The sequence below is a fragment of the Oceanobacter kriegii DSM 6294 genome (genome assembly GCF_000422845.1).
Lineage (GTDB): Bacteria > Pseudomonadota > Gammaproteobacteria > Pseudomonadales > Oceanobacteraceae > Oceanobacter > Oceanobacter kriegii.
In genome coordinates, this window is the sequence record NZ_KE383935.1 from 100660 (window position 1) to 114505 (window position 13846).

Consider the following 13846-nt stretch of genomic DNA (forward strand, 5'->3'; position numbering starts at 1 on the left):
TGATTACAAAACGTCCATGGTTCTCATTAACAATCAATATTGACCCATTGGTCAATGGAAAAGCCTGTTGATCAATGTTTGTTTTTGTCATTGAGCAACAGTCAGGGGTTTTGTTGGCGGATTGACTGAAATTGTCTAGCTAGCTCTCTATGTCTTGAGCCACTAGTAATCCTGTGTAGCCATCACCCGCCAGCTCTTGAACACCAATCCCACACCGTCATCGTTGAGCTGCTGGTACACCAGCTGGTCTTCATTCAGGGTCAGTAGTCGATACTGGTCGATGTGCTGCTGGCCGAGCATGTCGGTGGTGCTGGTTTGCAGGGTTTGGGTGAACGGGTCGCACACCCAGCTGCCTTGCAGGCGGTAGTCGACCGAGCCATCGGTCTTCATCACGTCCAGATAGTAGCGGCCATCCGGCTGCGAGCGCGCCACCCAATGACTGACATCGCCCCCGGCCCAGGTGCGTTTGCCCGACCAGACACCGGGCATCTGACTGCAATCGGTGGTCGAGCTGTGGCTCTGATTAATGGAGCTGAATGTCAGAATAGCAACAAGAATCAGCAGCGCAGTGATGTAGGGTTCGCCCAAGCGGCTCATACAGACCTCCCGACTGGGGTGGCTAAAAAACAGGCAGGTCTATTAATAGATAGCAGAGATTGAAGGTTTTGCTGCCAATAGCGTTAAAACCACTGCTGTGGCCAGCGCTGTTTTGATACCCAGCGGTGATAGCCAAAGCCAAACAGGATAATCATGGCGACACCAATCGCTACCGGCGACACGAGGAAGTGCCAGTCGGCCCCGGTCAACATGACCAGAAGCGGGTTGGCTCCCGCTGGTGGGTGAACGGTTTGGGTCATCATCATGGCCATGACGGCAATGCCAACGGCCAGTCCCAGACTCCATTCATTGACTCCGAAAATGCCTGCACAGGCGATGCCGATGGCCGTAGTCAGCAAATGGCCAACAACAATGTTTTTGGGTTGAGCTAATGGGCTGGCGGGTAGGCCGAACAGGATCACCATGGTGGCTCCAAACGGTGCCATCAGCCACAGGCCGTGTTCCAGTTTTCCCAGTGCGGCCAGCATGAATATGCAGGCAAACGCGCCCAGTCCGGCCAATGCCGCCGTGTGGAATTTTGTTCGTGTGAGTGCAGTCATGTTTACTCCTTGTAGTGACAGCTTTCGAGGCTATACAGTCAGGTAGACCGATCGGTCTCTTCTTAAAGTAGACAGAGTGGTCTACCTCTGTCAATATCCTTTTCATTCACAGACAACAGGGCCTTGGCATTGGATAAACGAGAGCAGTTGGTTGAGCAGGCATTCCGGCTTTTTTATCGGCAAGGGGTGTACGCAGTAGGCATCAATAAGGTGCTGGACGAGTCGGGTATTGCCAAGAAAACGCTCTATAACCATTTCGCCAGCAAGGAAGCGCTGGTGGCTGCGACGGTCAGTTATCGCGACTCTCTGTTCCGACAGTGGCTATTTGGTCGAATGGATGCGGTAGCGGCAGGCAAGCCGGCGCTGATGGAAGCCTTTATGGCTTTGGATGACTGGTTTAATGGACGCGTTGCTGTGATGCCGGAATTTCATGGCTGCTACTTTATTAACGTCAGTGCCGAGTTTTCTGACCTGAAGCACCCCATACACCAGCAATGTGCTGAACATAAGCAAGCGATATTGGAGAAAATTCGTGAGCAGGTGGTGTTGGCCGGGGGCGATGAATCAGTTGCCAATCATGTGGCGCTGTTAAAAGAGGGAGCGATTGTGCAGGCCTATGTCGGGGGAGATTTGCAGTCGGCGCTGAAGGCGCGCCGACTGCTGGATCAGCTGTTATAGCTAATTAGTACTCAATCCAGGTGGTTTTCAGCTCGGTGTAGTCGTTCAGTGCGTGCAGTGATTTGTCGCGGCCGTTGCCGGATTCGCCAAAGCCACCGAACGGTACGGTGATGTCGCCACCGAAGTAGTTGTTCACACCCATGGTACCGGTGCGTACGCCGTTGGCGACTTTCAGTGCGGTGTTGATGTTCTGGCTCCAGACGCCGCCTGCGAGGCCGTATTTGCTGTCGTTGGCGATACGAATGGCATCATCGGCGTCGGTGAACGGAATGGCAGACACCACTGGCCCGAAGATTTCTTCCTGGGCGATGGTCATGTCGTTACGAGCGCCTTTGAACAGGGTTGGCTGGTGGTAGCAGCCAGTCAGTTCACCACCGAGTCCATCAACAGCTTCGCCACCAAACAGCAGTTCTGCGCCTTCTTCCTCACCAATACCAACGTATTTCTGAATGGTGTCGATCTGGCGCTGGTCGATCACCGCCCCCATGCTGGTGTTTGGATCAAGCGGGTTGCCCGGCTGCCAGCCTTTGGCGTACTCGGCGACTTTCTCGAGGAATTCGTCGTAGATGCTGTCTTGCACCAGCAGGCGGGTACCGGCGGTGCAGGTTTGGCCACAGTTATAGAAGCCCGCAACGGCGGCCCACAGGGCGGCTTTGTCGAGGTCGGCGTCGGCAAAGACGATGTTGGCGCTCTTGCCACCCAATTCGAGGAAGGTGCGCTTGAGGTTGCTCTGACCGGAATATTGCATCAGCAGTTTGCCAACGGCGGTAGAGCCGGTGAAGGTCTGACCGTCGATGTCCGGGTGCAGACTCAGATGCTGACCCAGTGGCAAGCCGTCGCCCGGCAGTACGTTCAGTACGCCATCTGGCAGCCCGGCTTCGGTGGCCAGTTCGGCCAGCTTGAGGGCGGTCAATGGGGTTTTCGGGTCTGGCTTCAGAATCACGGAATTACCGGCTGCCAGCGACGGTGCCAGTTTCCAGGCGGTGGTCGACAGCGGGAAGTTCCAAGGCACAATCGCAAGCACCACGCCCAATGGCAGGCGTTCGATCAGTGCCAGAGTGCCCGGTGCAGTGGGGGCGATTTCACCGTACACCTTGTCGATGGCTTCGGCGGTCCAGCGAATGGTGTTGATGGCGCTGGGAACGTCGACGCTGGTGGTGTCGGAGATTGGCTTACCGGCATCGAGGGTTTCCAGGATGGCGATTTCTTCCAGATTGGCTTCGATCAATTCAGCCCAGCGCACCAGAATCTTTTTGCGTTCGCCCGGTGCCATGTTGGACCACACGCCACTGTTAAAGGTGTCGCGGGCGATGTTGACGGCCAGATCGCCGTCTTCCGGCTGGCATTCGGCGACTTCAGCCAGCACCTTGCCGGTGGCCGGGTTGATGCAGGAGCGGGTTTTGCCAGACAGGGCCGGTGCCGGTTTGCCGTTGATCCAGGCGTTAGCCGGTATGGCGGTTTGTGCGGCTTTGGTTTGCCAGTACTCAAGCGTGTTGTTGCTCATGTTGCTCCCCGTTTCAGTCGTGCGTAACTGGTGCGATGGTTTTTGGTGTTCAGATTAAGGCATTGTGCCGTGTTTCATTTGGCCGCTTGTATATGCCCTGATGGGTATTTCTGGTGATCTGGATGGCAGCCAGTGGTTTTTACAACGTAAATTACTACTTTGGCATCGGTGCTTAGGTTGAATGATTCAACGTTTTTGTCGACTTTGTCTCGCGTTGGTTACGGTTTGTTCAACCGCTTTCAGGGGGTAAATTGCACCAGAAAAATGCCTTGTGTTTCATTCTGGTGCTTGATTTTTGATCGGCTGAAATCACTACAGATTTTATGGGTATATGGGTAAATACTCTGCACTTTGATCAATATGGAGCCAACTTGCCACCGTCCGGGTGGATGCCACGAACCGTATTAAGGAACAGAGTTCGGGCTCTGTTTGGCTGTGCGCTCTTCTTGCTGATGGCCGCAGCCCCCAACGTGTAGAAGCGTTTGTCTGGCGCAACCCGACGCAGTTCCCCGCGTTCAACAAAAGGCTGGGCGTAGGTCTCTGGCAGGAACGAGGCGTAGATGCCAGACAGCAGCAGGGCGATGCGGGCTTCGTAGTGGTAGGACACCGCCATCAGGTTCATTTCAGCAATCTGGGCGTAGACCTCTTCGTGGGGTTTGAGGCCGGCGTGAATCAGCGGAATGCTGTTGATCAGCTGGTCGCTGATGTCGGCGTCGTCGAGGTCAAACATGGCGTTGCCCGGGCCGCAGTAGAGGTAGCAGCGATCGCTGAACAGATGGATGTATTCCAGCCCCTCAAGCTTGCGGTGGTAGGGGATGAAGGCGATATCCAGCTCGTCGCTGAGCACCTTGCGTTCCATATCGACCATGTGTTCGACGGTGATTTTCAGCTCCACATCCGGCGCTTCGGCGTTGAAATTACGGATGATATCGGTCAGCTGGCAGCGGCTGTCAGTGGAAAATGTATCACTTAGCGCCACTTTCAATTGGCCGGAAGGTGACGACGACAGGTTGTTGATGGTGTTACGAAACCCTTCCAGGGCATCCAGCAGATGGTGGGTTTGTTCGTAGATGACCTTGCCTTCTTCGGTCAGCGAGAAACCACCACGCCCCCGTTTGCACAGTGTGAGGTTGAGCCGCGACTCCAGGTTGGCAATGTGGATACTGATCGTTGGCCGACTGATGTTAAGCTGCGCCTCGGCTGCGCTGAAGCCACCGCATTCGACAATGGTTTTGAAAATTTTCAGCTGTTTGATTTCGTAATCGCCGAGTTGGCCAAGCGAATATTTGCGGTTCATGGTGCACGCCTCAATTTAGTGCAAATTCGGGGCAAAAGGTGCCAGTTTACGTTTAAATCGGGTTTTGCGGGGTGGTTAATTTTTGTACTTACGTAAAGCTTCATCAACCTTTACGTAAACCGCACTGGATTTAACCAGATTCTGGCTTTTGAAAATATGAATTCCACACAGAGATCAGCCGTTTGGGAAAAATGGCCTGTGTCCAAACATTCAGACTGGTTTCGACGATCGAAGCCGGCAACCACAAAAATGGGACTGCTGTTATGTTGAAAATAAAAAAGAGCATTCGCTCCGCTTTGGCGGGCTCTGCCATGATGTTGGCTGCGGGCGCAAGCCTGGTCGCTGAAACTGCCGCTGCTGCTGAGCACAACTGGCGCTTCAGCAACCTGTACGGCCGTGGCACTGCATTCGGTGAACTGTACGAAAACCTGGGCAAGAACATCGAAGAGCTGTCTGACGGCGAAATCAAGGTACAGGTTCTGTACTCTGGTGAAGGCGTTGGTACTCAGGGTCTGCTGGGTGCGGTTAAAACCGGTCTGATCACCATGGGTGCTCCATTCCAGTCCATGCACGCTGGTGAACTGCCTGCCGGTGTGGTTGAAATCGGTCTGCCAGGCGGCACCGCCGACACTGACGAACTGTACGACCTGTTCCACAACAAGGGTTGGGACAAGGTGCTGGAAAAAGCCTACGGCTCCCAGGGCATGGTATGGCTGGAACCATACATTCAGCCACCGGTTTACATCATCACCAAGAAGCCAATCAACTCTGTTGAAGACTTCAAAGGCATGAAGATCCGTGCGCCAGGCGCTTACGGCAAGTTCCTGCGTAACCTGGGTGCTTCCCCGGTTTCCCTGGCCTGGTCTGAAATCTACACCTCCCTGGCCACTGGCGTGATCGACGGTTCCATCGGTTCCAACATGATCGACCACCGCGACGGTAACCACGTTGAAGTAGCCAAGTACATGTACAAGCTGCCTCTGGCTGGTGCTCAGGTACTGCCAATCGTTGTTAACCGCAACGCCTGGAAGAAGCTGGATGACGATCAGAAAGCCGCCGTTCGCAAGGCCACTGAAATCCACGCTAAAGAACAGCTGGAAAACTCCAAGAAGTGGGAAGCTGAAGCCGTGGCTGAAATGGAAGCCAAGGGTCTGAAGTGGTCTCCAGAGCCAAGCGAAGCTGACAAGGCTGCCTGGAAAGCCGCTGGTGCTGGCCTGTACGACGAGTACGCTGCCAAAGACAAGTACAGCAAGCAGCTGATCGAGATTCTGAAAAAAGAATCCTGATCACTGATGTGATGACAACGCCGCAGGGTCAGGAATGCTCTGCGGCGTTGTTGTTTCTGGAAGTGCGAAATATCGTACACCTGTTAGAGGCGTAAACAGCATTGAAGCTGAAGCCCGGCTTCAAAACGCCACTGATGTAAATAACAAATGAAATGGCCACGAGCAGCAGCGATGCCGCCGATGCGTCAGTCAAACAAGAAAGACCCGGACACACTGGTAAGGATGCCAGTCGAACAGGCCAGCTGTGGCAGGGATTCCATGGCCTCAGTCCGTGATTTTGCCGTGCAAACCAAAATGGCGAATCGTCAGCGCAGCGCGTACGGGAGCCCCAAACCCCGATGCCACAAGCGTCGTTCGCTCTGAAGATCGTTATTTAACTCCCTGGTGACCCCTTTATGGTGACTCCAATCCTGAAATTCCTGTGTCGCGCCAGCGATGCAATTGTGATGGTGGCCGGACACATTGCCGCCATGCTGATGCCGGTACTTGCCGGCGTGGTAGCGTTTGAAGTGTTCTCGCGCTATGTCCTCGATGCGCCAACCATTTGGGGCTACGACACCGCCCTGTTCCTGTTTGGTTACATTGCCGCCCTTGGCGGTGCCTACGCCCAGCAAAAACGCGCCCACATCAACGTCGACATCCTGTACCTGAAAGTGTCTGGCACCTCGCGTCGTATTTTTGATTTGCTCACCGGCGTGCTGGCGATGTTCTTCCTCTACGTGATGATCATCATGGCGCTGGGCAAATACGAAGAAGCCATTGAATTTGACTACCGCACCCAAAGCGAGTGGTCCGCCCCGATGTGGCACTTCTGGGTGATGATTGTGATTGCGGCCGGTTTGTTCCTGATGCAGCTGATCCGTGACTTCATTGCCAACGTCTACCGTCTGGTTACCGGCCAGCCTCTGATGGCCGCCGATGAAGCCGACGACAGCGACGACGATTTTTCCGACAACACCTCTGACTCGTCCGAGTCAGCCCAGAAGACTTCCTGAGGAGATCCGCAATGGGAATTGAATTGCTCACTGCCGTTCTGCTCGGCTGTATTCTTGTGGCCTTTGCACTGGGTGCTCAGGTGGGTCTGGCGCTGGGCGGTATCGCCATGGCGGTCGGCTACCTGACCTGGGGTGATGGCATTTTCAACCTGGTGCCAAGCACCATTGAATCGACCTTCTTCAGCTTCATTTTGCTGGCGATTCCGCTGTACATCTACATGGGTCAGCTGCTGACGAAATCCGGTATTGGCGACGCCATGTTCAACGCCAGCCAGATGATGATTGGTAAGGTACGTGGCTCACTGGCGATCTCTGTGATTGGCGTGTGCTCCATGATTGGCGCGATGGTGGGCATCATTGGTGCTGGCATCATGACCTCCGGCTCCATTGCCCTGAAGCCGATGCTGGAGCGTGGTTACGACCGCCGTATGGCGCTGGGTGTGATCATGGCCGGTGGCGCGCTGGGTATCCTGATTCCGCCATCCATTCCAATGATTATGTTTGCTGCTGCCACCCAGAACTCGGTTGGCCGTATGTTCCTGGGCGCCATGGTGCCAGCCTTGGTAACCGTAATCTGTTTGATCGCTTACGTGGTTATCAGCTGCAAGCTGAACCCGGCCAAAGCGCCGCTGAACACCGCTGACGAAGAAAACCTGCAGCTGCCGGTACCGCAGAAAATCAAGATTGCCCGTGACGGCATTCTGTCGATGCTGCTGATTGTACTGGTACTGGGTTCCATTATTACCGGTATCGCAACCCCAACCGAATCCGGTGCGCTGGGCGTAGTGGGTGCAGTGATCCTGGCGATCATCTTCAAACGCTTCAAAGTCGATATGTTCCGCTTTGCGGGCCTGCAGACCGGCATTCTGGTGAGTGTGGCGATGTGGATTATTCTGGGCGCGTCGGTGTTCAGTAACTTCCACTTGCTGATGGGCGTACAGTCGATGGTGGCTGACTTTACCAACAGCCTCGACTTGCCGCCGATCATGATCATCATCATGTTCCAGCTGATCATGCTGCTGCTGGGCTTCATCATCGATGAATTCATCATCGTACTGATGTGTGCGCCGCTGTTTACGCCGATTGCCGTGTCACTGGGTTACGACCCGATCTGGTTTGGCGTACTGATGATCATCAACATCCTGATTGCGGTACAAACCCCGCCGTACGGTTTCGCGCTGTTCTATCTCAAGGGCATTGCGCCTTCGGACGTGGGCATGGGTGAGATTTATCGCTCGGTGACGCCGTTTATTCTGGTGAACCTGTTTGTGCTCATACTCTGCATGATTTTCCCGGATATTGTGCTGTGGTTGCCGCACGCGGTGATGGATTAAAGGAGCTGGACATGTACTACAAGATTCTGATTCCGGTCGATCTGGCCCATAAAACCGAGCTGCCAAAGCTGGTCGACGCCGCCCGTCACCTGACCAGCGACAGCCCACACGCCGACTTCAACTTCCTGTACGTGGATGAAAGCGGTGTCCACAAAGCCGGTGCGCCGTACATGGACCCGGACAAGGAAAAAGAACGCCGTCAGGACGTTAAAGACAAGCTGCTGGCACTGGTGCGTAACCTGATGCCAGACAACCTGCACAGCTTCTGCCACGTACGCCGTGGCACCATTCACGAGCAGATTCTGGAAGAAGCCAAAAAAATCCAGGCCGATGCCATCGTGATGCTGGCGCAGAAACCTGGCTTGAGCAGCTACTTCGTTGGCTCCAATGCCGAACGGGTAGTGCGACATGCCAAGTGCAGCGTGATGGTGGTACGAGACTAACGGTAGTTAGCTCTTACTGACCCTACGACGGTAAAAAAGCGGCCCTGGAGGACAACCTTCAGGGCCGTTTTTGTTTTGAGGTATTCCGTACCTCACTCTATTTCGTTTGGCCCAAATAGTCCTATGGTCCTCCTGTGTCTGCTTTGCACAGGCACAGCGGCATAGAAGTATTTGGCCAGTTTCTACTACCAGAGTACTGTTTTTTATCTAACGGTTGTTATGTGGTCTGTTAGCTTCCAGTCGTAACGTTAAGTGCGTTGTTTGTTACCAGTGACTGACTTATGTTTACAGTAATCCACGCATTCGTGAGGTGCTTGTGAACAAGTCTCTCTGGTTGGTCGTTGCCTTTTGGATGGCTGCTTTCGAGGTCGCTTTTGCCGACGTGGCGCGTTCAATCACTGCTTCTACGCAGGCTGCTCCCTTGTCTGTATCGGCGCCGGTAGATGTATCATCTGAATCTTCGGTGCCCGCGTGGTTGTTGTCGTTACGACAGTCTTCGGTTGATCAAGCGGCTGACCCAATCTCTATTCATCCTGCATCTTCTGATCAAGCTGCCGCTAACCAGACGCTCACGACTCAGACTCTCGCGGCTCATACAGCCCCTGCTACGGCGGCTTTGCTGGATAACCAGCAGGATGCGATTTCGATTCGTGCCACGCATGTTGTTGCCGGTGACGCTGGCTGGTTGGATTTACCCCAGTTACTGGCGTTGGAAGACCCCGGCTGGCAGCCGCTGGTCAGTGAATCGCTGGTGAATCATCTGGATCAGCCGATATGGCTGTATGTGCGTTTGCAGTGGCAGCAGCCGTTGCAGGACGCGCGCTGGTTGCAGGTCGCCTGGCCGTATTTGACCCGGGTAGAAGCGCACGTTCGTGATCTTCGCAGTAACGAGTGGGTGTCGATGGCGTCAGCCAAGTCGCATTGGGCTGGTGAGCATAATTACCTGCCCCACGTGGTGCCATTGATCGACGATGGCTTTCAGGACGTTGAGCTGTTTTTGCGGGTGGAGTCGCCCGCCAAGCTGATCGTGCCGTTGAAAATCTGGAAAAGTCACGCTTACGAAAGCTGGGACAACACCCGCACTTTATGGCTTGGGATGTTCTTCGGCGTACTGTTGGCGATGGCGGTCTATAACTTTTCGCTGACGGTATTTGTGCGTGACTCCAGCTATGGCTTTTATGGGCTGTATGTACTGTCGATGCTGTTTTACACGCTGGGGGTCACGGGAGTGGGGCAAACCTACGTCTGGAGCGGCTCTTATTGGCTCGACGAGCATGTCTACGGCGTCAGCAGCAGTCTGGCATTTTTGTGTGCCACGCTGTTTATCCAGCGGTTTTTGAATTTGTGGCATTACGGTGGCTGGCTGATTGTGTACAGTGTCAGTCTGGCGCTGTTCTGGGGCCTGATGGTGCTAGGCTACCTGATTGAACCCACCGCCTGGCTGATGGTTCTGGAAGACATCGGTGCCATTGCCAGTTGCTTTATTGCCATTGCCACCGGGATTGCGGTGTGGCGCAAGGGCAATGTGTCGGCCAAGTACGTCACCATTGCCTGGTCGATTCTGATTGCGGCGACGTTTTTGCTGATGGCCGGGCTCAGTGGTTTGATTCCGATGCTGGGTTGGTTCCAGCCATTCCAGAACGTCGGTATCGTGCTGGAAACCATGTTGCTGTCGTTGGCTCTGGCGGAGCAAATTAACCGCGAGCGCAAGCAGCGGCAGCAGGCGCAGGAAATGTCGTTGCTGTATTACCGCAAGGCCGACGAAGCGCGTATTCGGGCGCTGGAAGTCGAGCGGCAGGCCAAAAGCCAGCTGGAAGATCAGGTTGACCGTCGTACCCGCGAGTTACGCATGGCAGTGTCGGAGCTGGAAGCCGTGAACGCCGAACTGGATTCGCGCAGCAAAATGGATGGTCTGACCGGCCTGGCCAACCGTCGCTATTTCGACACCATGCTGGTGCGGGAGGTGGTGATGGCGCAGCAGTCCGACGAGCCACTGTGCCTGATCATGGGCGATATCGACCACTTCAAGCAGCTCAACGATAACTATGGCCACGTTGCTGGCGACGCCTGCCTGATGATGGTGGCCAGTCTGTGGCGCGACATTCTGGCACCGGAAGATGGCATTGTGGCGCGCTTTGGCGGCGAGGAATTGATTGCCATTTTGCCCGCCTGTGAACAGCCCCAGGCATTGCAGCTGGCGGAGCGTATTCGTCATGCCATTGAGGTGCGGCCGTGCTTTTATGATGGCGTGGCCATTCGTACCAGTATGTCGTTCGGGGTACTGCAAGTGCAGTGCTCATCCGATCCCGCCTTGCTGTTGAAGCAGGTGGATGCGGCGCTGTACGAAGCCAAGCATCAGGGGCGTAACCGGGTGGTGTGTTATTCCTCATTGAACGTGTCTTGATCCGGAACAGCGAGACGCTGCTGTGATCTGATAGCGTTCCAGGGTCTTTCTCGAGGTGTGTTATGACATTGATTTATCTCGCTGGGCCAGAGGTCTTTTTGCCCAACGCCGTGGAGCAAGGAGCGGCGAAAAAAGCCCTGTGCGAGCAGTACGGTTTTAAAGGCCTGTATCCACTGGATGCCGAGCTGGACCCGGATGCCTACGACAGCCCGCAGGCGATGGCGTTTGCCATTAGCCGTGGCAATGAACAGTTGATTCAGCAGGCAGACGTCATCATTGCCAACCTGACGCCATTTCGGGGCGTCAGTGCCGATGTGGGCACGGTTTACGAACTGGGTCTGGCGCGTGGGTTGGGTAAAACCCTGTTGGCCTACAGCAACGACGTTCGGCCGTTTGCCGAGCGTTCCTATGCCATGTTTGGCCCGGCTGAGGCGGTGTACAGTGCCTCCGGCGAGTTGGCCATGATCGACCGCGATGGCAACAGCATTGAAGACTTCAGCCTCAGCGACAATCTGATGATTGAAGGTGGCATACAGCTGGCCAAAGGCCGCTTTATGACGCAGGAATCCAGCGCTGCCGAGCGACTGACCGATCTGAGCGGCTTTGAAGCGCTGCTGCAATGGCTGGCGGCGGGCTAAGCGGAACGAAACCGTCTGAATCCACTCCCATTCCTTGAAACGGAAAGCAATCGGGGTGGGAGGATTCATGGCTCGAACGCACAAACGACGCTGGGGCATAGCACTGGTGTTATTGCTGTTGGCGACATTGCTGGTAGCGCAACTGATACTGCCCGTGGTGGTGAAGCGGGTTCTTAACAGTCAGCTGGAAGACATGGGGGATTACACCGGCCATGTCGAAGACGTTGGCATCGCGCTGTACCGGGGTGCGTATCAAGTCCGCGATTTACGCATCGCCAGAATCGCTGACCATCAACAACCGGTGCCTTTCTTTCGAACCGAAAACATCGATATTTCCGTCAGCTGGCGTGCCTTGTGGCATGGCTATGTGCTGGCTGATTTACGCTTCGACCGCCCCGAACTCAACTTTGTCGACAGCGCCTCTGAACAAGGGGATCAGGCCGGTCAGGGGACTGACTGGCAACAGGTCTTGAATGAACTGGTGCCGGTGACCATTAACCGGGTCGATATCGTCGACGGCGTTGTCGCCTTCCGTAATTTTGAATCCGAACCTCCGGTGAATGTGCAGCTGACCGAGTTGAACGCGTCGGCCACCAATTTGACCAACGTCAACGGTATTCATGGCAATCGGGTGGCCAGTCTGGAGGCCAACGGGCTGGTGCTGAATCACGCCGACTTGTCGCTAAAAGCCGAGTTTGATCCGTTCAAGGAAAAGGACTTTGTGGTGGCGCTGAAATTCAACCGCTTCTCGTTGCCGATGCTCAACCCGCTGGCACAGGCTTATGCGTCGCTCGACTTTGCCGCCGGCACGGGTGAGCTGGTCAGCGAGCTGCAAGTCCGCGATGGCAAGCTGACGGGGTATGTGCGGCCGTTATTGAAAAACGTCGACATCCTGAATTGGGATCAGGACGTGAAAGAGCAGGGTGACGGCCCGTTCCAGCTGGCCTGGGAAGGGCTGGATGGCGGTTTGGCCGCGCTGTTCACCGACGGTGAAACCGATCAGATCGCCACCCAGATCGACGTTGAAGGCACCCTCGACGACCCACAAATCAGCACCTGGGATGCGGTTGTGAACGCCCTGCAAAATGCCTTTGTTGAAGCCTACAGCGACCGCTTCGAGGGGCTGTTTGAGCACGCCACCGACGAGCAGCCGCTGGTGGAAGATACCCCGCAACCGGCTCACCCGGACAATACGCCCAAAACCCGTTCAGAGACCAGGGCGGAAACCAAAGCAGAAATCGAAGTAAGTAAATAGAGTACCAAGATTGCGCATCAGCGGTTTAGCGGTCGCTGATTGGCTCTGCGACAGTGGAGGTTTTCCACCGCCAAGCGGAGACAATAATAATGACAGCTTCCTTGACCGGCTCACTGGCCGCCAACTTGCCCCTGCAACATCAATACGCCTTGATCACCGGTGCCGCGTCCGGCATTGGCCTGGCCAGTACCCGCGCCATGGTGGCCGCCGGTGCTACCGTGGTGATGGCCGACCGTGACGCCGCTGCGCTGGCGGCGGCGCAGCAGTCCCTCGGTGACGCAGTGATTCCGCTGGAGGTCGATTTGCTGGACGTAGAGCAGTGTCGCCAGCTGATTCCACAAGCCCTGCAACGGGTGCCTCATATCAACATCTTTCACGCCAATGCCGGTATGTATCTGGGTGGCGATCTGATCGACAACAGCAGCGATGCCATAGACCGGATGTTGAACCTCAACGTCAATGTGGTGATGAAAAACGTCCACGACCTATTGCCCCATATGATCGAGCGCCAAACCGGCGATATCATTGTCACCAGCTCGGCAGCGGCTACCAAGGCGGTGGAGTGGGAACCCGTGTACTCACCGTCGAAATGGGCAGTGGACTGTTTTGTTCAGGCCACCCGTCGGCAGGTGCTGCAACACGGTTTGCGGATGGGCACGATTTCTCCGGGGCCGGTCGAAACCGCGCTGTTGGCCGACTGGCCTGAGGAAAAACTGCAACAGGCGAAGGAAAAGGGCACCTTGATTGCCGCTGAGGAAATTGCCGAAACCATTCTGTTTATGCTGACGCGGCCACGGGGCATGACCATTCGCGATATGGTGATCGTGCCGAGCGGTTTTGACTTCTAACCTGAGC

Annotated in this window: 13 protein-coding genes; 9 read left to right on the forward strand and 4 right to left on the reverse strand. The window is 55.3% G+C overall.

Annotated features, from left to right (window positions below):
• Positions 1-162 precede the first annotated feature (162 nt).
• Both G516_RS0120025 and G516_RS0120030 read right to left on the reverse strand, forming a co-directional pair.
• The gene (locus tag G516_RS0120025; RefSeq protein ID WP_028295163.1) at positions 163-597 is read right to left on the reverse strand and encodes a hypothetical protein; all 435 of its coding nucleotides are present in this window, start codon (positions 595-597) and stop codon (positions 163-165) included.
• A gap of 83 nt (positions 598-680) precedes the next feature.
• A complete protein-coding gene (locus G516_RS0120030) occupies positions 681-1157 on the reverse strand; it encodes an HPP family protein (RefSeq protein WP_028295164.1) in 477 nt (158 codons plus the stop codon).
• A 123-nt stretch (positions 1158-1280) separates the two neighbouring features.
• On the opposite strand from G516_RS0120030, the gene G516_RS0120035 reads away from it, so the two are divergent.
• Complete coding sequence (locus tag G516_RS0120035) at positions 1281-1835, forward strand: TetR/AcrR family transcriptional regulator (RefSeq protein WP_322786004.1); 555 nt, start codon at positions 1281-1283, stop codon at positions 1833-1835.
• Between the two features lie 4 nt (positions 1836-1839).
• Here the strand turns inward: G516_RS0120035 and G516_RS0120040 are convergent, their stop codons facing one another.
• Positions 1840-3339 (reverse strand): aldehyde dehydrogenase, encoded by a 1500-nt coding sequence (locus tag G516_RS0120040; RefSeq protein ID WP_028295166.1) that lies wholly within the window; start codon positions 3337-3339, stop codon positions 1840-1842.
• Positions 3340-3694: 355 nt separating this feature from the next.
• Entirely contained in the window at positions 3695-4636 is a 942-nt protein-coding gene (locus tag G516_RS0120045) for a LysR family transcriptional regulator (RefSeq protein WP_028295167.1), read from the reverse strand.
• 311 nt (positions 4637-4947) lie between these two features.
• On the opposite strand from G516_RS0120045, the gene G516_RS0120050 reads away from it, so the two are divergent.
• From G516_RS0120050 to G516_RS0120085, 8 genes are all read left to right on the forward strand, one after another.
• A complete protein-coding gene (locus tag G516_RS0120050; RefSeq protein WP_407635458.1) occupies positions 4948-5922 on the forward strand; it encodes a TRAP transporter substrate-binding protein in 975 nt (324 codons plus the stop codon).
• Positions 5923-6317: 395 nt separating this feature from the next.
• The gene (locus G516_RS0120055; RefSeq protein WP_028295169.1) at positions 6318-6917 is read left to right on the forward strand and encodes a TRAP transporter small permease subunit; all 600 of its coding nucleotides are present in this window, start codon (positions 6318-6320) and stop codon (positions 6915-6917) included.
• Positions 6918-6928: 11 nt separating this feature from the next.
• Positions 6929-8251 (forward strand): TRAP transporter large permease, encoded by a 1323-nt coding sequence (locus tag G516_RS0120060; RefSeq protein ID WP_028295170.1) that lies wholly within the window; start codon positions 6929-6931, stop codon positions 8249-8251.
• Between the two features lie 11 nt (positions 8252-8262).
• A complete protein-coding gene (locus G516_RS23510) occupies positions 8263-8694 on the forward strand; it encodes a universal stress protein (protein WP_051219656.1) in 432 nt (143 codons plus the stop codon).
• Positions 8695-9010: 316 nt separating this feature from the next.
• Positions 9011-11098: a sensor domain-containing diguanylate cyclase gene (locus G516_RS23515; protein WP_156879124.1), complete on the forward strand. Its 2088-nt coding sequence runs from the start codon at positions 9011-9013 to the stop codon at positions 11096-11098.
• Positions 11099-11160: 62 nt separating this feature from the next.
• The gene (locus G516_RS0120075) at positions 11161-11736 is read left to right on the forward strand and encodes a nucleoside 2-deoxyribosyltransferase (protein WP_028295171.1); all 576 of its coding nucleotides are present in this window, start codon (positions 11161-11163) and stop codon (positions 11734-11736) included.
• A 67-nt stretch (positions 11737-11803) separates the two neighbouring features.
• A complete protein-coding gene (locus G516_RS23520; RefSeq protein WP_051219658.1) occupies positions 11804-12991 on the forward strand; it encodes a DUF748 domain-containing protein in 1188 nt (395 codons plus the stop codon).
• An 89-nt stretch (positions 12992-13080) separates the two neighbouring features.
• Positions 13081-13839, forward strand: coding sequence for an SDR family oxidoreductase (locus G516_RS0120085; protein ID WP_028295172.1), 759 nt, complete (start codon positions 13081-13083; stop codon positions 13837-13839).
• The last annotated feature ends 7 nt before the right edge of the window (positions 13840-13846 follow it).